The sequence below is a fragment of the Nocardia sichangensis genome (assembly GCF_047200615.1).
Taxonomy (GTDB): domain Bacteria; phylum Actinomycetota; class Actinomycetes; order Mycobacteriales; family Mycobacteriaceae; genus Nocardia; species Nocardia sichangensis.
This window is the reverse complement of the sequence record NZ_JBJZOK010000013.1, coordinates 103,321-123,889: the sequence shown is the minus strand read 5'-3', so window position 1 is coordinate 123,889 and position 20,569 is coordinate 103,321. Positions and strand designations below refer to the sequence as shown.

Here is a 20,569-nt window from a genome sequence, read left to right as displayed (position 1 = left end):
TCAGGCCAGCTTCAGTTCGGCCAGCGCGCGCTGGTGGTCGCTCTGGTGTTTGAGGACCACACCGAGCGTCGCTCGGACGGTGGTGTCGTCCAGGTCCCGCAGGCCGAGCGCCAGCAGCGTGCGACCCCAGTCGATCGATTCCGCGACCGAGGGCAGCTTCTTCAACTGCATGCCGCGCAGCACGTGCACGATCCGCACCAGCTGCGCGGCGACGGCCGCCGACAGTTCGGGCACCCGGCTGGCCAGGATGCGCCGCTCCAGCTCCTCGTCCGGGAAATCCAGATGCAGGTACAGGCAGCGACGCTTGAGCGCCTCGGACAGCTCGCGGGTGGCGTTCGAGGTGAGCACCACGAACGGTTTGCGGCTGGCGGTGATCGTGCCCAGTTCCGGTACCGTCACCGCGAAGTCGCTGAGCACCTCGAGCAGCAGGCCCTCGATCTCGACGTCGGCCTTGTCGGTCTCGTCGATCAGCAGCACCGTGGGATCGGTGCGCCGGATCGCGGTCAGCAGCGGGCGCGAGAGCAGGAACTCCTCGGTGAAGACGTCGGCCTTCGTCTCTTCCCAGTCGTTCTCGCTGGAGGCCTGGATGCGCAGGATCTGCTTGGCGTGGTTCCACTCGTACAGCGCGCGGGCCTCGTCGACGCCCTCGTAGCACTGCAATCGCACCAGCTCGGCGCCCGAGGTCTGCGCGACCGCGCGCGCCAGCTCGGTCTTGCCGACACCCGCCGGTCCTTCGATCAGCAACGGCTTGCCCAACCGATCGGCGAGAAACACCGAGGTGGCGGTGGCCTTGTCCGCCAGGTAGCCCGTGCTGGCCAACCGTTCGATCACGTCGTCCACCGACGTGAAGATCGGCTCCTGTACTGCGCTCTCCGACACCACCCGGCACCTTCCTTCCGAACCGTCCCCCACGCTACGGCAGCGCGTCGCCGATGCCGACTCGGCATCGGCCGTAGCCGCCGCGCACGCGGGTCAGACGGGCCGGATCTGTCCTTCGCCCCAGACGATCCACTTCGTGGAGGTCAGCTCCGGCAGCGCCATCGGGCCGCGAGCGTGCAACTTCTGGGTGGAGATGCCGATCTCGGCGCCGAAGCCGAACTGCTCGCCGTCGGTGAACGCGGTGGAGGCGTTCACCATCACGGCGGCGGCGTCGACCCGGCTGGTGAATTCGCGGGCCGCGGCGAGGTCGCCGGTGACGATGGCCTCGGTGTGGCCGGTGCCCCAGGTGTTGATGTGCTCCACCGCCGCGTCCAGGCCGTCGACCACTTTGAGCGCGATGTCAAGGGTGAGGTATTCCTCGCCCCAGTCGGCCTCGGTGGCCGGAACCTGGCCGGGCAGGTCGCCGTGGATGGTGACGCCGGAACGCTCCAGCGCTTCGGTGAGCCGGGGCAGCGCCGTGTCCGCGATCCCGGCGTCGATCAGCACGGTCTCGGCGGCGTTGCACACGCTGGGACGGCGGGTCTTGGCGTTGATCAGGATCCGCTCGGCCATGTCCAGGTCGGCGGCGGCGTGCACGTAGACGTGGCAGTTGCCGGTACCGGTCTCGATGGTCGGCACCTGCGCGTCACGCACGACGGCGTTGATCAACCCGGCGCCGCCGCGCGGAATGACCACGTCGACCAGGCCGCGGGCCTGGATCAGATGCGTGACGCTGGAACGGTCCTCGCTCGGCAGCAACTGCACGGCGTCGGCCGGGATGTCTTGCGCGGCAAGCGATTCGCGCAGCACCGCGACGAGCGCGGCGTTGGAGCGGGCCGCCGAGGAGGAGCCGCGCAGCAGGGCGGCGTTACCGGACTTGAGCGCGAGCCCGAACGCGTCGACGGTGACGTTCGGCCTGGCCTCGTACACCATGCCGACCACGCCGAGCGGCACTCGCACCTGCCGGATCTCCAAGCCGTTCGGCAGCGTCGAGCCGCGCACCACCACACCCACCGGATCGGGCAGTCCCGCCACCTGACGCAACCCGGAGGCGATGCCGTCGATGCGGGGCTCGGTCAGCCGCAGCCGGTCCAGCAGTGACTCCTCGGTGCCCGCGGCCCGCGCCGCGGCGATGTCCTCGGCATTGGCGGCCAGCACCCGATCGGCGGCGGCCAGCAGCGCGTCGGCGGCGGCGTGCAGGGCGTCGTTCTTCCGCGCCGTCGTCAGCTGGGCGAGGGCTCGCGACGCGACCCTGGCCTTGCGCGCGGCCTCGTGCACCACCTCGCGAACATCAGGCTGGGTGGTCGTTCCTACCGTCATGGGTACAGCCTACGCACCGGGTACACCGCCGATCCCATCCGCTGCGACGCGGGCGCGGTCACGTGCGCGACCCGGGCCGGGCGACTACCGTCCGGCGATATGACGGTCGAATCGGACGCTCCCGCGATCGTGGTGCTCGGCAGCGTCAACATGGACCTGATCACTACGACCGCACGCAGACCGGTCCCCGGTGAGACGGTCCTCGGCAACGGCTTCGCCATGGTGCCCGGCGGGAAAGGCGCGAATCAGGCGATCGCTGCGCGGCGGGCGGGCGGCGAGGTCAGCTTCCTCGGGGCGGTCGGCGACGACGTCTTCGCCGGCGAACTGCGCGCGGCGCTCACGAACGCCGCGGTGTTCACCGACCGGCTGCGCACGGTCGCCGGGCCGAGCGGCATCGCCACGATCGTGGTGGACGACGACGGCGAGAACAGCATCATCGTCGTCGGAGGCGCCAACACGCGGATGACCGAGCTGACCGAGGACGACCTGGCGGCGATCGCGGCCGCCGATATCTTGTTGTGCCAGCTGGAGATTCCGGTCGAAACGATCGCCGCCGCGGCCCGCCACGCCCGCGCGCACGACACCACCGTGCTGGTGAACCCCTCGCCCGCCCGTCCGCTGCCCGCCGATCTTTGGACGAATATCGATGTCGCCGTGGTGAATTCCGGCGAGGCCGAGCAACTGGGCGCGGACCTGGACACCGTCGCGCACGTGGTCGTCACCCGCGGGGCGGCGGGCGCGGACTATCGCGGACCGGACGGCGCCCGCCTGTCCCAGCCCAGCCCGCGGGTCGATGTCGTCGACACCACCGGCGCGGGCGACGCCTTCACCGGTGCGCTGGCCGCAGCCTGGCATCGGGGGCCGGAATGGGCGCTGACCTGGGCTTGCGCAGCCGGGGCGCTGGCTACGACCCGGTTGGGCGCGAGCAGTTCGATCCCGGCCCGCGAGGAGATCACCGCAGCCCTCGCCGCGGAGTGACGACTCGCGCCGCGGCGGCTCCCGCTGCGCCCGAGCCGATATCGTGATGGGCATGGCCACCACGCCGGATCGCATCCCCGCCGAGGGCGACACCGCGCCGATCGAGCGGCTGGACGCGGCCATGGTCGCGCTGAGCTTCGTGGACAACGCGGGCATCACGCGCGTGAAAACCGTCCCCAGCCAGCGGCTGGACCGAGCGTCCCGGTACGGCGTCGGAGTGTCGCCGTGCTTCGAGACCTTCGCCTTCGACGACCTGATGGCGATCGGGCGCTATCTCGGCGGGCCCGACGGCGACCTGCGACTCGTCCCCGATCTGAGCATGCTCACCGAACTGGCCTGCCAACCCGGCTGGGCGTGGGCGCCCACGGACAAATACACCCAGGACGGCACCCGCTTCGCCGCTTGCCAGCGCCACTTCGCGGCACGCCAGACGGCTGCGGCGCAGGCCGCCGGACTGCGGTTGTCCATGGCGTTCGAGACCGAATGGGCGGTGGGCCGCGCCGACGACACCGACGACTTCACACCCGCGATCCACGGCCCCGCCTACGGACTGGTGCGGCTCGGGCAGGTGGCCGACTACGCCGCCGACCTGGTCGCCGCGCTCGAGCGCCAAGGCGTCACCGTCGCCCAGTTCCATCCCGAATACGCGCTCGCGCAACTGGAGTTGTCGGTCGAACCGTCCGAGCCGGTCACCGCCGCCGACGAGGCCGTGCTGGTCCGGCACACGATCCGGCAGGTGAGCGCGCGGCATGGCCTGCGGGCGCTGCTCGCCCCGTGCATCGAACCGGGCGGCGCCGGTTCCGGAGCGCACCTGCACCTGTCGGTGACCGACGAGGACGGACCGCTGTTCGCGGGCGGCGACGGCCCGCACGGCATGCGGCGGACCGGCGAGGCGTTCCTGGCGGGAGTGCTGCGCGAACTGCCCGCGCTGGTCGCGGTCGGCGCGGGCAATCCGGCGAGCTTCCTGCGGTCGGAGCCGTCGCGCTGGGCGGGAGTCTGGCAGTGCTGGGGCCACGAGACCAGAGAGGCCGCGCTACGGTTCGTCACCGGGGTGCGCGGCACCGAGGCGTGGGCGGCCAACGCCGAGATCAAATGTTTCGACGCGACCGGCAATCCGTACCTGATCGTCGGGTCGGTGATCGCCGCCGGGCTCGCCGGTGTCGCCGAACAGTTGCGCCTTCCGGTCGAAATCACCGGTGATCCAGCGGCTTTCGACGCCGAGGCACGCATGGTATCGAATGTGCGCCGCCTGCCGACCACCCCGTCCGAAGCCGCCGATCACCTCGCCGCGTCCACGGTGCTCGCCGACGCCATGGGCGTCGAATTACACGACGCGCTGCTCACCGTGCGCCGCGCGGAGGCCGAGCGGTACGCCGCCGCGAGCGCCGAAGAGCTGGTCGCCCTGACGCGCTGGCGGTTCTGACATGCTCACCGACGGTGTCCGGCTCACCGACCACCACTGCCACGGGGTGTACACCGAGAACCTGGATCGGCCCGGTTTCGAGCGCTTGCTCGGGGAAGGCGCGCACGGCAGTTTCGATTCCGCGATCGGGCTCGCCGTGCGCCGCTGGTGTGCCCCCGCGCTCGATCTGCCCGCCCACGTCGGCCCGGACGTCTACCTGCGTCATCGCGCCCGGCTCGGCGCGCGCGAGGTGTCCGCCCGGCTGCTGCGCGCCACCGGGGTGACCCGATGGTTTCTGGACACCGGAATCGGTGGTGGAACAGCGGATTTCATCGAGCTGGCCGGCGGGGAGGTGCGCGAGGTGGTGCGGCTGGAGCAAGTGGCCGAGCAAGTCGTCGCGCAGGTCGGCGCGGTGTCCGGGGTGTACGAGCGGATCGAGGAGGAGCTGCGCGCTCGGGCGGTCGGCGCCGTCGGGTTGAAGACGATCGTGGCCTACCGGTGCGGTCTGGACTTCCCGCCGCGGGATCACCCGCCGACCAGTTTCGCGCCCGAGCACCGGCTCACCGATCCGGACGTCCTCGGCTGGCTGGTCGGCCTCGGCGCGCGCATCGGCGCCGAACTAGGTCTTCCGCTGCAATTCCACACCGGATTCGGTGACCCGGACCTGCGCCTGCGGCACGGCGACCCGCTGCTGCTCACCGACTTCCTGCGCCGGACCGCGGGCACCGGGCTGTCGGTGATGCTGCTGCACTGCTGGCCCTTCCACCGCCATGCCGCTTACCTCGCGCACGTCTTCGAGCACGTCCATCTGGATCTGGGCCTGACCATCCCTTATGTGGGACAGCGGGCCGGGGCCGTGCTGGCCGAGACGCTGGAGCTGGCTCCGTTCCGGGCGCTGTGTTACTCCTCCGACGGCTACGGGCTCCCAGAGCTGCACTACCTGGGCGCCCTGCTCTGGCGGCGCGGTCTCGGCAAGCTCGTCGACGAGTGGCTCGCCGACGACGCGATCACCACCGCCGACGCCGAAGCCCTGGTCAGCGCCATCGCCCACGGGAACGCCGAGCGCGTCTATCGCGCACGGTTCGAGCAGGCGGCCGGCTGACCGCCACCATTCCGGGCGGTCGAATATTCGGGTGCGCCGGGTGTCCTCGGTACCTACCGTTGATGGCATAACCAACGGAAGGATCGACACCATGTTTCCCGTCGAGCTGCGCGGCACCAAGGCGCAGACGCTGATGTGGGCCGACGAGCACGAGGTCGAGCAGGCCGCGCTCCAGCAGCTGCGCAACATCGCCGCGCTGAAATGGGTCCACGGCGTCCGCGTGATGCCGGACGTGCACCTCGGCAAGGGGGCCACGGTCGGCTCGGTGATCGCGATGAAGGACGCGGTGGCCCCCGCCGCGGTCGGCGTGGACATCGGGTGCGGCATGGAGAGCGTGCGCACCGATCTCACCGCGGCGGATCTGCCCGACAACCTGCGTTCGCTGCGGTCGCGCATCGAGGCGGCGGTGCCGGTCGGCTTCCAGGCGCATCACGACGCCGTCGACGTCACCCGGCTCGGCGGCCAGGTCGCGGGCCTCGGCGCGAGCACTGCGGCGCTGCGCGCGGGCTGGGACCGGTTCTGGGGTTCGTTCGGCGCGCTGGACAGCCGGGTTCAGGCACGAGAGTCGAAGGCGCACAAGCAGATGGGCACGCTCGGCGGCGGCAACCACTTCATCGAGGTCTGCCTGGACCAGGACGACCGGGTGTGGATCCTGTTGCACTCCGGCAGCCGCAACATCGGCAAGGAACTCGCCGAGCGGTACATCTCGATCGCGCGCACGCTGCCGCACAACGTCGATCTGCCCGACCGCGACCTGGCGGTCTTCGTCTCCGGCACGCCGGAGATGCGGGCGTACCGGCGCGACCTCACCTGGGCGCAGGAGTACGCGGCGCGCAACCGCGCGGTGATGCTCGCCCTGGTCTGCCGTGCGGTCGCCGCCGAATTCGCCGATCGCGGAGTGCGTTTCGAGCAGCCGATAAGCTGCTTCGCCGGGGAGACCTCGGTGATGACGGAACAAGGTTGCCGCCCTATCTCGGAGCTCGCGGGTGGCATGCATACCTTGCTCACGGAGGGCGGCGAGTGGGTGAAGGCGCCCATCATGTCCTTCGGTCATCAACCACTCTGGGAGCTGGTCGTTGGGCGCTACGGACAAGAGCGCACCATTCGCGCGACAGCTGAGCATCGCTGGCTTCTTCGACCGAAGGTCGCACATAACCGCACCGAGGCAATCACTTCGGGACTCCGCGTCGGAGATCGCCTGGCCTACGTCTTCCCGAAGCGCCCGGATGACCTCCAACCGTCTCGGGAAGGCATCGCCCGCGGCTTCGTGTTCGGCGATGGCAGCATCGCTGGTGACGCGCTGGCTAATGCCATCTTCTATGGGTCGAAAGACATGGCACTACTGCCCTACTACGACAACCTCGAGCGCGTACGAACCTACTATTACCTGTACTCGGACGACCCATCGCGGAAGACCTACGTGAAGTTGAACGAGGTCGCGCAACTTCGAAAGCAGGGCTACAACGTAAAAGCGTACAAGCGGTTAGGCGGACTTCCGCGCGAGTGGAAGCGCGAGTATCCGCCACTCGACGGATCACGTTCCGATCTGTACGGCTGGCTCGCGGGCTACTTCGCGGCAGACGGAGAGGTCGGTAAGACCGGCCGCCCGGCCATCTGGTCCGCGAATCGCGAGCATCTCGAATTCTTCAAGACTGCCTGCGATGTACTCGGCATCTGGACCCTCCCGATACGGAGGAAGACTCGCGAAGGGTTCGGCCGGTGCGAGTCCGACGGGTTCGTAATGGGCATCTCGCGCAGTGACGTCACGCCTGAGTTCTTTATCCATGCGAAGCACCGCTCGCGGTGGGCTGCTAATAGGAGCGCTGTCGAGCGACGCGGATGGACAGTTCGCTCGGTGAGGCCCACTACGGAGGTAGCAGAGGTCTTCTGCGCTGTTGTGGAAGAGACACACTCCTTCGCTCTCGAGGGAAACATCCTTACCGGAAACTGTCACCACAATTATGTGGCGGAGGAGATCATCGACGGCGTGCCCATGCTGGTCACCCGCAAGGGGGCCGTGCGCGCGGGGGAAGGCGATCTCGCGCTGATCCCCGGCTCGATGGGCACCCGCTCGTATGTCGTACGCGGCAAGGGGAACCCGGCTTCTTTCCAGTCCGCCTCGCACGGCGCGGGACGGCGGATGAGCCGCAACGCGGCCAAGAGGCAGTTCACCGTGGCCGACCTCATCGCCCAGACCGAGGGCGTCGAGTCGCGCAAGGACGCGGGCGTGGTGGACGAGATCCCGGCCGCGTACAAGGACATCGATGAGGTCATCGAGGCACAACGGGACCTGGTCGACGTGGTCGCGACGCTGCACCAGGTGCTCTGCGTCAAGGGCTGAACGTCGGCGGCGCGCCGGGCGGACCGACTCGCCCGGCGTGCGGCCGCGGTCAGCGCCGCCGCAAGGTGGCGGCGAGCCCGGCTCCGATGAGCAACAGGCCGAGTACCAGCCCCCATCCGTTCAGCACCCAGTTGTAGAGGGCCAGGCGCCATTCCTCCGACAGCCCCGGCGTCTGCTCGATCAGACGCCAGAGGTCGTGAGGGAAGAACAACTGCACCGCGCCCGGCAGCAGACCCCACACCAGGCCCGCTATCACAGTGCCGACGGGTGAGTACGAAGCCAGCAGCGCCACCAGGAACAACAGCAACGCACCACCGATCATTTGGGCGTTCGAGCTCCAGCGGTCGCCCTCGTCCCCGAGGATCACCCACTGCCGGGTGCCGAGCCCGCCATGAGCGGCCAGGCCGATCCCGATCGGCGTCACCGACAGGCCGACGAGCGTGCCCGTCACAGTGCGCGAGACATTGTTGCTGGTCCGGAACTCGGCGCCCGGCGGAGCCCACCCCGCGGGCGGCTGAATGTGGCTCGACACCGCTGCCTCCTCCCCGGTCCCCCTACCGGGGATTCAGGGCTTCATTGTCCATCGCCGGGAGCTGTTTCGCTCTGGATGTCTCGGCGGCGTACTGGATACCATCGGATATGCCCTGGCGGCCCTCGTTCTTCTCACCCGCTCCTGCGGACGCGGCGGCCGGCCCGCCGGAGATCCCCGGCGTGCGGCGTTCCTATGTCACCGCTCGCGGGGTGCGTTTCCACGTCACCGAGGCGGGGCCGACGGATGGCCGCCCCGTGTTGGCCTTGCACGGCTGGCCCGAGCATCATTACGCCTATCGTCACCTGCTCGCCGACCCGCCGGACGGACTGCGGATCATCGCGCCCGACCTACCCGGCTACGGCTGGTCCGGTCCCGCGCCGCACCGGTGGGCCAAGGACGAAGTCGCCTCCGACCTGCTCGCATTGCTGGACGCGCTCGGCCTGAAGCGCGTGCTGCTGGTCGGCCACGACTGGGGCGGTTACATCGCCCACCTGCTCGTGCTGCGCGAGCCGGAGCGATTCGACGCGCTGCTGGCGCTCAACATCGCCCACCCGTGGCAGACACCGCGCACTTTCCTCCCGCACGCGTGGCGGTTCCTGCTCTATCAACCCGCCGTCGCGGCGTTCGGCACCTACCTGCACCAGCGCACCCGCTTCCTGGACCTCGTCTTCGCCGGCGCCGTACGCGATCGCGAGAAGTTCGGACCCGAGGCGATTCGCGTCTACGCGGACCGTTTCCGCGACCCCGTCTGTGCCCGCACGGCGACCGACACCTACCGCACTTTCCTGCTGCGCGAAGTTCCGCGCTCGGCCGGACACGGCGAACGACGTCGAGCGAAGATTCCGATCCGCACCCTGTTCGGAGTCGAGGACGCGGCGGTCCATCCTTCGCTCGCCGCCGAGGAGACCGCGCGTGCCGACGACTACCGCCTGGAACCGGTGCGGGGCTGCGGCCACTTCATTCTCGAGGAACGTCCGGATCTGGTCCGTGCCCGGCTGGCCGAGTTGGCGGCCGCTACCGCGCGATCCGCCTGATCACGGCCGTCGTCGCGGCCTCACGTCGAGGATGCGCACCCGCCACGGCGAGTATGTGTGGCCGGAAGGCGCCGCGCGCGGCTGACCGATCGCCGCACCGGCGCCCCGACGCCGCCTGTCGGTGGCGTCGGGCACGATGGACCGCATGACCACGGCCACCGACGCGTCTCCGATCGACCTCACGGCCCCCGACCTGCGCGAGCACGCCGAACAGCTGCTGCGCGAGCTGGCCGGGGCGGGCGCCGCGCTGCGGGAGGATCAGTGGACCGCGATCGAAGCGCTCGTCGTACGGCGGCGCAGGGCGCTGGTCGTGCAGCGCACCGGCTGGGGCAAGTCGGCGGTGTACTTCATCGCCGCCAAGCTGTTGCGCAGGGCCGGGCGCGGGCCCACGGTGATCGTGTCGCCGCTGCTCGCGCTGATGCGCAACCAGGTCGCGGCGGCACAGCGCGCGGGAGTGGTCGCCGCGACCATCAACTCGGGCAATGTCACCGAGTGGGACGAGATCCACGCACAGGTCGCCGCCGGTGCGGTCGACGTGCTGCTGGTCAGCCCGGAGCGATTGAACAATCCGGATTTCCGGGATCAGGTGTTGCCCCGGCTCGCGGCCGACGCCGGGCTGGTGGTGATCGATGAAGCGCACTGTGTGTCGGACTGGGGCCACGACTTCCGGCCGGACTACCGGCGCATCCGGACGCTGATCGCCGACCTGGGCTCGGACGTCCCGGTGCTCGCCACCACCGCGACGGCCAACGACCGGGTGGTCACCGATGTCGCCACCCAGATCGGCACCGACACCCTGGTGCTGCGCGGCACGCTGGATCGCGAGTCGCTGCACCTGTCGGTGGTCCGCTTCGACGATGCCGTGGAGCGCACCGCCTGGCTCGGCGGGCACCTCGACCGGCTGCCCGGCTCCGGCATCGTCTACACGCTCACCGTCGCCGCCGCGCACGATCTGGCCGACGTGCTGAACTCACACGGCCACACCGTCGCCGCCTATACGGGCCAGACCGACCCGGCCGAACGCGAGGCGCTCGAAGCGGCGCTGTTGAACAACGAGGTGAAGGCGCTCATCGCCACCTCCGCGCTCGGCATGGGCTTCGACAAACCCGATCTGGGATTCGTGGTGCACATCGGTGCGCCGTCCTCGCCCATCGCCTACTACCAGCAAGTGGGACGCGCGGGGCGGGGCACCGACCGGGCCGAGGTGATCCTGCTTCCCGGCCCCGAGGACGCGCGGATCTGGAGCTACTTCGCCTCCGTCGCCTTTCCCCGCGAGCACATCGTGCGTGCCGTGCTCGACGCGCTGGAATCCGACCGGGCGTTGTCCACCGCGGCGTTGGAACCGCTGGTGGAGTTGAACCGCTCCCGGCTGGAGATGGTGTTGAAGGTGCTCGACGTGGACGGCGCGGTGCGCCGCGTGCGCGGCGGCTGGATCGCCACGGGCCGGCCGTGGACCTATGACACCGAACGGTACGAGCGCCTCTCCATCGCCCGCGAGGCCGAGCAGCAGGCCATGATCGACTATCAATCGACCGCCGGTTGCCGCATGGAATTCCTGCGCCGCCAGCTCGACGACCCGGGTTTGTCCACGGATTCGCCCGGCTGCGGCCGCTGCGACAACTGCACCGGCCACCGCCCCGACCGCACTGTCGCCGCCGACGCGGTGGCCGCGACCAAGGCCCGGCTCGATCGTCCCGGCCTCGATCTCGCGCCGCGCAAGCAGTGGCCCACCGGTATGGCCAAGCTGGGAATCCCTTTGTCCGGCAAGATATCCGGCGGAGCCGAGACCGGTCGTGTTCTCGGCAGGCTGACCGACCTCGGCTGGGGACAGCGACTGCGCGCGCTGCTCGACGGCCCCGACGACCCGGTTCCCGACGCGGTCTTCGACGCCTGCGTCGCCGTTCTGCGCGAGTGGGATTGGGCCACCCGCCCGACCTCGGTGCTCGCCCTGGAATCGCCACGCCACCCCGTGCTCACCGCCACCCTCGCCGCCCGCCTCGCCGAAGTCGGCCGCCTGCACGACCTCGGCACGCTGCGCACCCGCCCGGACCGACCGCCCGTCTCGGCGGCGAACTCCGCGCATCGCGTCGCCGGACTCTTCGATTCCTGGGAGATCCCCGACCTGACCCGAGTACCGGGCCCGATCTTGCTGGTGGACGCCATCACCGACACCGGCTGGACCTTCACCGTCGCCGCCCACGCCCTCCGAGCAGCTGGCGCCGCCGCCATCCTCCCCTTCGCCTTGGCCACACCGACATAACGACGACACCCAGCGAACGCGTGCGGGTCTCCTGACCCACGAAGAAGCCGCACGCCGTCGAACAGGCTCCACCGGCATCCATCGGGCACGCCTGCAACGCGGTTCGTAAGCGTCGCCTCGCTGAACGTCCAACGGGTCGTAGCGGCTAGTTGTTGCCGGGCAGATCGATCAGGAAATCTGTGATGCGGTTCCAGATCTCTTCGTGCGGTGCACCGTGTTCGGTCAAATCACCCAGGTCACGGACCTCGTCGATGACGATTCGTATGCGAGTGACCGCGACCGGGTCCCGCCGCCAATGTTCCTGGCCGACTCGCAGCGTCGCGACCAGCAGGTCACCAGGAAAAAGGTCGCCTCCGGCCAGCGGATTCCATTGCAACTGGTGTAACACACGCGGCAGTAGGACATCGACGCCTTCGTTCTGCTGCAGAAGACGACGAACATCTTCGTCGGTCAGACGCCCGATCGGCTTGCGCCGCAGCTCATGCACAGTACGCATCAGACCGCTCGCATCCGCAGGCATCGTGGGCCACACGTCGTCTTCGAGCTGCTCCAACGACAGATCCTCATCAGCGTCCGCGCATACCGTCCATCTCCCGGTTTCGTACCGGAAAAAGAGAGTAGCGACGTTGTCCGGTGCATGAACGATTCGCGCGAAGGCGACATCTCCGAAGAGGCGGAGGCCCGAAACCTCGAAAGTAGGCTCACCGATCGGCTCACCAGACGACTCGTCATAGTCGGGATCGGGCACATTGTCCAAGAACTGCTCGGCTTCCTCGGCGCACATCAACGCGGCCATCTCACGAGGGATCCCGCGCTCCACCGCCACCCAGAACTCGTTGATCAGCCCCAGGATCAGCGACTCGTCGTCACCCGGAGACCTCATCCCGGCATTCTGCCCGCACCGCCGTCCCCGTGCCCCGTCCGCCGAAGTCACAGACTCAACGTCGCCCGCAAGCGCGCGTCCAGGGATTCCGTTTCCTCCAAGGAGAGCACGCCGAGGTGTTCGGTGAGCCAGGGCCGGTAGGCGCGGTGCAGTTTCAGGGTGTCGGCCCAGCCGTGCTCGGTGTGGGTGGCCAGCACGTGGCCCGGGTCGGCGTCGCGCAGTGGAACGACTTGCAACCAGCGATAGCGCGAAGTGATCACCGCCGAATCGGACACCAGCACCACTGTCATGCGCCGCGGGAAGGGGGTGCCGTCGCTGAGGGTCGGGGCGTAGCGCCAGACCTCACCGCGTCTCATGCGGCGCCGTCGGCGTCATCGGCGGCGGCGGCCTGGGTGATCGCCACGTCGTCGTAGGCGGCGGCCAGTTCGGCTTCCTCGTCGATGGTCAACGCGGTCAGGCTGTCGTGCACGAGCGTGGTGCGCAGCGCGGCGTTGATCACCGCCGACAGGCTGCGGTTCTGGCGATCGGCGGCCGCTCTGGCCCACTCGGCCACCTGTGGATCCAGCGTGACGGTCACGCGCGTCGCCTTGCTCATACCCGTATGCATACCAGAGCGGTGCAGCGCCGCGGACCGGTACGGGACATCCGTCGCGGCGGCGCGCGATCGTGCGCGGATTTCCTTCGGCTCGGCCACTACAGTCGACCCGTGGCCAGCAAATCCACCGGGTCGGCGATCGAGCTAGAGGTCGGCGATCACACGCTCAAAGTCTCCAACCCCGACCGCGTCTACTTCCCGGAGTCCGGCGCGACCAAGCTCGACTTGGTGCGGTACTACCTGAGCGTCGGGGACGGCATCGTCAACGCGTTGCGCGGCAGGCCCTGCATGCTGCACCGGTTCCCCAAAGGACTCGCGGGCGACAAGGTGCATCAGAAGCGGCTTCCCGCGGGCGCGCCGGACTGGATTCCGACTGTGCGGGTGTACTTTCCGCGCTATGGACGGCACGCCGACGAGTTGTGCGTCGAGAAGCTCGCCGACGTCATCTGGGCGGTGCAGATGTCGACCGTCGAGTTCCATCCGTGGAATTCCCGCGCCGCCGATACCGAGCGTCCGGACGAGTGGCGCATCGACCTCGACCCGATGCCGGACTGCCCGTGGTCGCGGGTGCAGCGGGTCGCGACGGTGGTGCAAGAGATCCTCGACGAGATCGGCGCCGTCGGATGGCCGAAGACCTCCGGCGGCAAAGGCCTGCACGTGTACGTCCGGATCGCGCCGCACTGGGGTTTCCAGGAGGTGCGCCGGGCGGCGCTGGCGTTCGCCCGCGAGGTCGAGCGCCGCGCACCCGATGACGTGACCACCACGTGGTGGCGGCGCGACCGCGACCCGAAGCTGCTGTTCGTCGACTACAACCAGAACGCGCGCGATCACACCATCGCCGCCGCCTACTCGGTGCGCGGCGTCCCCGCCGCGACGGTCTCCACCCCGGTACGCTGGGACGAGATTCCCGACATCGATCCGCGCGACTTCACCATGTCCTCCGTCCCCGCTCGCTTCGCCGAACTCGGCGATCTGCACGCGGGCATGGATGACGCGGTGTTCCACCTGGATCCTCTCCTGGAGTGGGCCGAGCGGGACAAGGTGGACGTGGAGCTCGACGACGAGCAGAGCGGGGCCTAGCGCCGCGCCCGGCGGTGCTACGGTCGCAACGTCCACCCGCTCGCGACCACGTCCTACTGCTCCGAAGGAGGTCCAACCATGAACCGGCCGGCAGTAACGATCGCGATCGCCCCCGCCGATCCTGCCCCCACCCTGGTGGAGAAGGCCGTGGTGGAGGCGGGCGCCGCCGTCTCCGATCTCGACGAGGCGCAAGGGCTGATCTGGGTCGGCGGCCCGGGCGAGTTCCCGGAGCGACTGCCCGCAGGCGTGGAATGGGTGCAGCTCCCGGCCGCCGGTATCGAGGAATGGTTCACCGCGGGCGTCATCGCCAGGCATCCCGGTGTGCGATTCACCTCAGCCGCAGGCGCTTTCGCGGCGAGTGTGGCCGAGCACGCGCTCATGCTGCTGCTCGCGGGCGTCCGCTATCTGCCCGAGCACTTGCGCGCGGCGGACTGGCGGCAGCAGGACTTCTTTCCACACGTCGGCACGCTGCGCGGCAAGACCGTCACGATCGTCGGCGCGGGCGGCATCGGCCGTGCGCTGATCCCGATGCTGGTGCCGCTCGGCGCGCACATCATCGCGGTGAACCGCAGCGGACGGCCGGTCACCGGCGCAGGCATCCCGCCGTCGGTCGAGACGATCTCCGCCGAGCACCTCGGCCGGGTCTGGCCGCACACCGATCACGTGGTGGTCGCCGCGCCCGCCACGCCCGCCACCAGGCATCTCATCGGCGCGGACGAACTCGCGCGGCTCAAGCCGTCCTCCTGGATCGTCAACGTCGCGCGCGGCAGCCTCGTCGACACCGACGCACTGGTCGACGCGCTGCGCTCCGGCGCGATCGGCGGCGCCGGACTCGACGTCACCGACCCCGAGCCGCTCCCGGCGGGCCATCCGCTCTGGTCGCTGCCGAATGCCATTATCACCCCGCATGATTCGAATCCGCCCCAACTCCGCTTGGCGGCCTTCGCCGACCACGTCCAGGCGAACGTCGAGCGCTTCATCGAACGCCGCCCGTTCCTCGCGCCGATCGATCCCGCGCTCGGGTACTGACGAAGGCACTTCGCGCGCAACAACATTCGAGTGTGTCAGCCGAACAACGCTCGACCGAGGATTTCCTCGACGACTCCGCTCTTGGCGTTGGCGTAGTGCTGCACGAACTTCCATTCGCGCTGCGTCAGTTCCCGTTTGGTCCGTTCGTAATACGCACGATCGTCCTCGTGCGTGCGCAACCAGTCGCGGAAGGCCAGGATCCGCTCGATCTCGGGCCCTCCCGATTCCGGCGAGAGCACATGCAGATTCACGTTCCACCGCGCACCGCTGTCCACCCGACGAACGAAACAGCGATGCTGGTACCAGTCCGGTTGCCGGATACGCAGCTCATACCCGGCAGCCTCGAGGGCCGATAGATAGGCGACTTCGGCGGCGGCATCCGGAACAAGCAGCAGGATGTCGATGACCGCCTTGGCCGCGAGACCGGGAACCGACGTGGACCCCGTGTGCTCTATTCGCAGCGCCACATCGCCGAGCGCCGCACGTATCGCGGCTTCTTCTTCCGCGTACCAGTCCGGCCACGCCGGATTGTATTCCTCGAGCACCACCCCGGCCGCGTAGGGCCGCAAGTCGCCGACCGTCGCCGCCGCTATGTCGTCGTCGTCCAACGTCGCCATACGTCACGGTAACCGGCACGCAGATCAGCCTTCTAGAAATGTGCCATTGACAACTGGCACATTCATCACTGATTCTTAGCGCATGACAAGGTCGACGAGGACCTCGGTCCCCGGTGTTCCCACCGCGCCCTCGGCACGCGCCACTGTGGCCGCGGCAGCTACCAGGCTCACCCTGCGTCCGCTGAACTGCGCGGTTCCGATGAATCCGCCGGGTGTCTGGTTCGCGCGTAAGCTCATCGCCACCCTGATGGCCGTCGGCGGTCCGGTTCCGGCAGGCACTTCCGTCACTCAGGTCCGGTCGGGCGCGGTGCGCGGTGAATGGGTTCGGGCGGAGGGGGTGCCGTTCGGAACGCGGGCCGTCTACTACATCCACGGCAGCGGCTACGTGATCTGCTCGGCTCGCACCCATCGCGGGCTCGCGGCCCGGCTGTCGGCCGAGACGGGACTCCCGGTCTTCCTCTCCGACTATCGTCTGGCGCCCGAACACCGGTTCCCGGCCGCGGCCGACGACATCGAAGCGGGCTACCGCTGGCTGCTCGGCCGTGGCATCGCCCCGGAAGACCTGGTGATCGCATGCGACTCCGCGGGTGGGCATCTCGCACTGGACCTGCTGGTCGAGAACGGACGGCACCGACGGCCGCAGCCCGCGGCCGTGGCGATGTTCTCCCCGCTGCTCGACCTCACCCTGAGCCTGGCGGCCGAGCGGGAACGCGTCCGGACCGATCCGCTGATCTCGGCCGCCGCCGCGAGCAAGCTGCCCGCGGCCTACACCAGCGGCCACGCCGCCGACGCGGCGCGCCTGCGGCTGGCCATCCCGCACGGTCTCGCGCTGCCGCCGATCCTGGTGCAGGTCGGCGGCACGGAGATGCTCGGCGCCGACGCAGAGGCGCTGTGCGAAATGGTCCGGCGCGCGGGCGGCAGCTGCGAACTCGAGATCTGGCCGGGACAACTGCATGTCTTCCAGGCCCTTCCCATGGTGGTGCCCGAAGCCGACCAGGCTCTCGCCCGCGCCGCCGACTTCCTGCGCGCGGCGCTGGTCGCTACCTCCGGCACGGAAAAGGTGAGCTGAGATGTTCGGATTGGACAAGTTGGTGGCCCTGGGCCGCACCCGGCGCACGCACGGCGCGCGAGCCGTGGTCACCGGCGCGGGCAGCGGCATCGGCCGGGCGTTCGCGCTGGAGATCGCGGCCCGCGGCGGACGGGTGATCTGCGCCGACATCGATGAGACGCGCGCCGACGAGACGGTCGCCCTGATCGAACGCGATCACCCTGGCGCCGCGCACGCCTTCCGCTGCGACGTGGCGCAACGGGAAGACGTAGAGCTGCTGGCCCGCTTCGCCGAAACGATTTTCGACCGCCCGGTCAGCCTGGTGATCAACAACGCCGGCGTCGGCATCGGCGGAAAAGCCGTGGGAAACATCGGTTTCGACGACTGGCAGTGGGCCCTGGGCATCAACCTCTGGGGCGTCGTGCACGGCTGTGAAGTGTTCGCTCCGCGTCTGCGCACGGCCGGGCGCGGCGGCATCATCAACGTCGCCTCGGCCGCCGGATTCGCCGCCGCGCCCTCGATGGCCGCCTACAACGTGTCCAAGGCGGGCGTGCTGTCGTTATCGGAGACCATGGCCGCCGAGCTGAGCGGCTCCGGAGTCGCGGTCACCGTCCTGTGCCCGACGTTCGTCCGCACGAACGTCGCGCGCGACGGCCGGATCACCAAGGAATCGGCGCAGCTGGCCGACTTTCTCATGCGCTGGACGGGATTCTCCCCCGTGCGCGTCGCGCGCACCGCCCTCGACGCGCACGACCGCGGGCAGCTCTACGTACTCCCCCAGCTGGACGCGCACGTCGTCTGGCTGCTCAAGCGGTACTTCCCCGCGCAATACACCTTTGCCCTCGGGCTCCTGGAGCGGCTGCTGCCACAAGAGGACTCGACCACCACCGACCGCACGTCGGTCACCGACAAGACAGGAGTCTGACATGGCCGCCATCGCGATGGACTTCGACGACATGCTCCGCAAGATCAAGGACCGCCAGTGGGCACTGGCCGACATCGATTGGGACGCTCCGGGCGCCGAGACGATCACGCCGGAACTGCACGCCAAGCTCAAGCCGTTCATGGCCGATCTGATGTGGATCGAGAACGTCGGCGCGCGCGGCTTCGCGGCGATGGCCAAGAAGGCGCCGAACGAGACGCTGCGCGAGATCTACCGCTATTTTCACGCCGAGGAGCAGAAGCACGCCAACGCCGAGCTGGCGCTGATGCGTCGGTGGGGCATGCTCGACGGCGACGAGATCCCGCAGCCGAACATCAACGTCAAGCTGGTGATCGATTTCCTGGACAAGTACTCCGACGACATGTCGCTGTCGTTCCTCGGCACCGTCATCCCGATGCTCGAGGTCGCGCTCGACGGCGCGCTGATCAAGTTCATCATGGACGAGATCGAGGACCCGGTCTGCCAGGAGGCGTTCAAGAAGATCAACTCCGACGAATCCCGCCATCTGGCGGTGGATTTCGCCGTGATGGACCTGCTGGGGCACGCGGAGATGCGCAAGCTGCTCATCGACCTGGTCGGCGGCTGGGCCAAGCCCTCGCTGATCATCGGCGTGCTGAGCTACGTGCCGCTGCTGAACAAGATGCGCGACAACATCGTCGCGATGGGCGTGGACGAGGAGAAGCTCTACGGCGCGCTCAAGCGGTACGCGAACGTGGGCGAGCGTAGTGAATTCGCCCGCAGGCTGCCGATGTACCAGATCGTGAAGACGCACGGCAGCTGGGTGATCGACCGTGGCCACCCCTACCACCTCGTGGCCGACGCGCTGGTGAAGATCACCGGGTTGGTGCCGAAGACGCTGCTGCGCAGCAACCCGACCTGGTCGAAGGAACTGACCTACGAGCCCGCGGCATGACAGGGAATCCGATGAGTACGCACACCCTCGACGTCGCCGTCATCGGCGGCGGATTCGCCGGAATCGGCACGGCCATCCGGCTGAAGCAACGCGGAATCCGTGATTTCGCGATTCTCGAGCGCGGCACCGCGATCGGCGGAACCTGGCGCGACAACACCTATCCCGGTGCGGCGTGCGATATTCCGTCGCGGCTGTACTCCTACAGTTTCGCGCCGAACCCGAACTGGTCGCGCACCTACTCCGGGAGCAACGAGATCCTCGGCTACATCGAGGCGATGGCCGCGAAGTTCCGGCTCGGTCCGCATATCCGGTTCGGGCACAACGTTTCCGGCATGGTGTTCGACGAGCAGGCCGGGGTGTGGGAGATATCGATCGACAGCCACGCGGACCCGATCCTCGCCCGCACCGTCGTGCTGGCGTCCGGCCCGCTGGCCAATGCCAGTCTTCCGGACATCCGCGGCATCGAGACCTACCGAGGGCACACGATCCACAGCGCCCGTTGGGATCACGACTACGACTTCACCGGCAAACGGGTCGCGGTCGTCGGCACCGGCGCCAGCGCGGTCCAGATCATCCCGGAACTGGTCGACAAGGCCGCCTCGGTGAAGGTGTTCCAGCGCACTCCCGGCTGGGTGCTGCCGCGGATCAATCGGCAGACCAACGGCTTGACCAAGGAGCTCTACCGTCGGCTGCCCGCCGCCGAGCAACTGGCGCGACGCGCCTGGTTCTACGGCCACGAGTCGGTAGCGCTGGGCGTGGTCTGGAACACGCCGCTGACCAGGGTGGTCGAGCTGGTCGGCAAGGCGCAGCTGCGCAGGCAGGTCAAGGATCCATGGCTGCGCCGCCAGCTCACTCCGGACTTCCGGGCCGGCTGCAAACGCCTGCTGATGACCGACGACTACTACCCCGCCCTGCAGCGGGACAACTGCAAGTTGATCACCTGGCCGATCGCCCGGATCTCCGAGCACGGCATCCGCACCGCGGAAGGCATCGAGCACCAAGCGGATTGCATCGTCTTCGCGACGGGATTCGACGTCTCCAAAACCGGGACGCCCGTTCCGGTGGTCGGACGCGGTGGCCGGGTTCTCGCGGACGAGTGGTCGCGCGGGGCCTACGCCTACAAGAGCGTCGCGGTTTCCGGATATCCCAACCTGTATCTCACGTTCGGCCCCAATTCCGGCCCGGGACACAACTCGGCGCTGGTCTACATGGAAGCCCAGATCGACTACCTCGTCGGCGCGATCGGCGTCATCCTGGACCGGGACCTGCGCATGCTGGACGTGCGGCGCGACCGGCAGGACCGCTACAACGCCGCCATCCAGCGCAGACTGTCGGCCACCACCTGGAACTCGGGATGCCACAGCTGGTATCTCACCGAGGACGGCTTCAACGCGACCATGTATCCGGGCTTCGCCACCCAGTACGTCCATCAATTGCGCAAGGTCGATCTGGACGACTACTTCGTGGTCGAATCGACCGCCGACCAGCGGCGACAACGAGTGGCACGGGTTTCCTGAGTGCCGGAGGTACCGGCGGCGCGGACGATAGACTCGGTCCGCAGGGAGTTCTACAGC

Annotated in this window: 19 protein-coding genes and 1 pseudogene; 13 read left to right on the top strand and 7 right to left on the bottom strand. The window is 68.9% G+C overall.

Annotation, left to right across the window (positions count from 1 at the left end):
* Both ACL03I_RS19780 and ACL03I_RS19775 read right to left on the bottom strand, forming a co-directional pair.
* Positions 1–882, bottom strand: coding sequence for an AAA family ATPase (locus tag ACL03I_RS19780; protein ID WP_355072339.1), 882 nt, complete (start codon positions 880–882; stop codon positions 1–3).
* Positions 883–972: 90 nt separating this feature from the next.
* Positions 973–2,238 (bottom strand): glutamate-5-semialdehyde dehydrogenase, encoded by a 1,266-nt coding sequence (locus tag ACL03I_RS19775; RefSeq protein WP_412806648.1) that lies wholly within the window; start codon positions 2,236–2,238, stop codon positions 973–975.
* A 99-nt stretch (positions 2,239–2,337) separates the two neighbouring features.
* On the opposite strand from ACL03I_RS19775, the gene ACL03I_RS19770 reads away from it, so the two are divergent.
* From ACL03I_RS19770 to ACL03I_RS39560, 5 genes and pseudogenes are all read left to right on the top strand, one after another.
* Positions 2,338–3,216 (top strand): ribokinase, encoded by an 879-nt coding sequence (locus ACL03I_RS19770; RefSeq protein WP_412806647.1) that lies wholly within the window; start codon positions 2,338–2,340, stop codon positions 3,214–3,216.
* Between the two features lie 52 nt (positions 3,217–3,268).
* Positions 3,269–4,639: a type I glutamate--ammonia ligase gene (locus tag ACL03I_RS19765; RefSeq protein WP_412806646.1), complete on the top strand. Its 1,371-nt coding sequence runs from the start codon at positions 3,269–3,271 to the stop codon at positions 4,637–4,639.
* A gap of 1 nt (position 4,640) precedes the next feature.
* Entirely contained in the window at positions 4,641–5,720 is a 1,080-nt protein-coding gene (locus ACL03I_RS19760; RefSeq protein WP_379254657.1) for an amidohydrolase family protein, read from the top strand.
* Between the two features lie 91 nt (positions 5,721–5,811).
* Positions 5,812–6,681, top strand: a pseudogene (locus tag ACL03I_RS19755) (RtcB family protein); the annotation flags it as partial.
* Positions 6,667–8,061, top strand: coding sequence for an RtcB family protein (locus ACL03I_RS39560; protein ID WP_459561386.1), 1,395 nt, complete (start codon positions 6,667–6,669; stop codon positions 8,059–8,061). The pseudogene ACL03I_RS19755 and the gene ACL03I_RS39560, both read left to right, overlap by 15 nt.
* Positions 8,062–8,110: 49 nt before the next feature.
* Here the strand turns inward: ACL03I_RS39560 and ACL03I_RS19745 are convergent, their stop codons facing one another.
* Positions 8,111–8,593 (bottom strand): hypothetical protein, encoded by a 483-nt coding sequence (locus ACL03I_RS19745; RefSeq protein ID WP_412806645.1) that lies wholly within the window; start codon positions 8,591–8,593, stop codon positions 8,111–8,113.
* A gap of 107 nt (positions 8,594–8,700) precedes the next feature.
* Between ACL03I_RS19745 and ACL03I_RS19740 the strand changes: the two genes are divergently transcribed.
* Both ACL03I_RS19740 and ACL03I_RS19735 read left to right on the top strand, forming a co-directional pair.
* Positions 8,701–9,627: an alpha/beta fold hydrolase gene (locus tag ACL03I_RS19740; RefSeq protein WP_355072327.1), complete on the top strand. Its 927-nt coding sequence runs from the start codon at positions 8,701–8,703 to the stop codon at positions 9,625–9,627.
* A 145-nt stretch (positions 9,628–9,772) separates the two neighbouring features.
* Positions 9,773–11,887: a RecQ family ATP-dependent DNA helicase gene (locus tag ACL03I_RS19735; RefSeq protein ID WP_412806644.1), complete on the top strand. Its 2,115-nt coding sequence runs from the start codon at positions 9,773–9,775 to the stop codon at positions 11,885–11,887.
* A gap of 145 nt (positions 11,888–12,032) precedes the next feature.
* Here the strand turns inward: ACL03I_RS19735 and ACL03I_RS19730 are convergent, their stop codons facing one another.
* Genes ACL03I_RS19730 through ACL03I_RS19720 form a run of 3 tightly spaced genes read right to left on the bottom strand, consistent with a single transcriptional unit; the run spans position 12,033 to position 13,365 of the window.
* Entirely contained in the window at positions 12,033–12,821 is a 789-nt protein-coding gene (locus ACL03I_RS19730) for a contact-dependent growth inhibition system immunity protein (RefSeq protein WP_412806643.1), read from the bottom strand.
* A complete protein-coding gene (locus tag ACL03I_RS19725) occupies positions 12,818–13,126 on the bottom strand; it encodes a hypothetical protein (protein ID WP_355072321.1) in 309 nt (102 codons plus the stop codon). Before ACL03I_RS19725 ends, ACL03I_RS19730 begins: the two co-directional genes overlap by 4 nt.
* Complete coding sequence (locus tag ACL03I_RS19720) at positions 13,123–13,365, bottom strand: hypothetical protein (RefSeq protein WP_355072320.1); 243 nt, start codon at positions 13,363–13,365, stop codon at positions 13,123–13,125. The genes ACL03I_RS19725 and ACL03I_RS19720 overlap by 4 nt, the downstream gene beginning before the upstream one ends.
* A 111-nt stretch (positions 13,366–13,476) precedes the next feature.
* Here ACL03I_RS19720 and ligD point away from each other — a divergent pair, with 111 nt between their 5' ends.
* Both ligD and ACL03I_RS19710 read left to right on the top strand, forming a co-directional pair.
* Entirely contained in the window at positions 13,477–14,445 is a 969-nt protein-coding gene (ligD, locus tag ACL03I_RS19715; protein WP_355072318.1) for a non-homologous end-joining DNA ligase, read from the top strand.
* A 78-nt stretch (positions 14,446–14,523) separates the two neighbouring features.
* Entirely contained in the window at positions 14,524–15,474 is a 951-nt protein-coding gene (locus ACL03I_RS19710; RefSeq protein WP_412806642.1) for a D-isomer specific 2-hydroxyacid dehydrogenase family protein, read from the top strand.
* A gap of 35 nt (positions 15,475–15,509) precedes the next feature.
* On the opposite strand, the gene ACL03I_RS19705 is transcribed toward ACL03I_RS19710, so the two are convergent.
* Entirely contained in the window at positions 15,510–16,091 is a 582-nt protein-coding gene (locus tag ACL03I_RS19705) for a GrpB family protein (protein ID WP_412806641.1), read from the bottom strand.
* Positions 16,092–16,173: 82 nt separating this feature from the next.
* Between ACL03I_RS19705 and ACL03I_RS19700 the strand changes: the two genes are divergently transcribed.
* Genes ACL03I_RS19700 through ACL03I_RS19685 form a run of 4 tightly spaced genes read left to right on the top strand, consistent with a single transcriptional unit; the run spans position 16,174 to position 20,512 of the window.
* Entirely contained in the window at positions 16,174–17,160 is a 987-nt protein-coding gene (locus ACL03I_RS19700; protein WP_412806640.1) for an alpha/beta hydrolase, read from the top strand.
* A gap of 1 nt (position 17,161) precedes the next feature.
* The gene (locus tag ACL03I_RS19695) at positions 17,162–18,064 is read left to right on the top strand and encodes an SDR family NAD(P)-dependent oxidoreductase (protein ID WP_412806639.1); all 903 of its coding nucleotides are present in this window, start codon (positions 17,162–17,164) and stop codon (positions 18,062–18,064) included.
* A 10-nt stretch (positions 18,065–18,074) separates the two neighbouring features.
* On the top strand, positions 18,075–18,995 hold the full coding sequence (locus ACL03I_RS19690) for a ferritin-like domain-containing protein (protein WP_412806677.1): 921 nt from the start codon (positions 18,075–18,077) through the stop codon (positions 18,993–18,995).
* Positions 18,996–19,006: 11 nt separating this feature from the next.
* A complete protein-coding gene (locus ACL03I_RS19685; protein ID WP_412806638.1) occupies positions 19,007–20,512 on the top strand; it encodes a flavin-containing monooxygenase in 1,506 nt (501 codons plus the stop codon).
* The last annotated feature ends 57 nt before the right edge of the window (positions 20,513–20,569 follow it).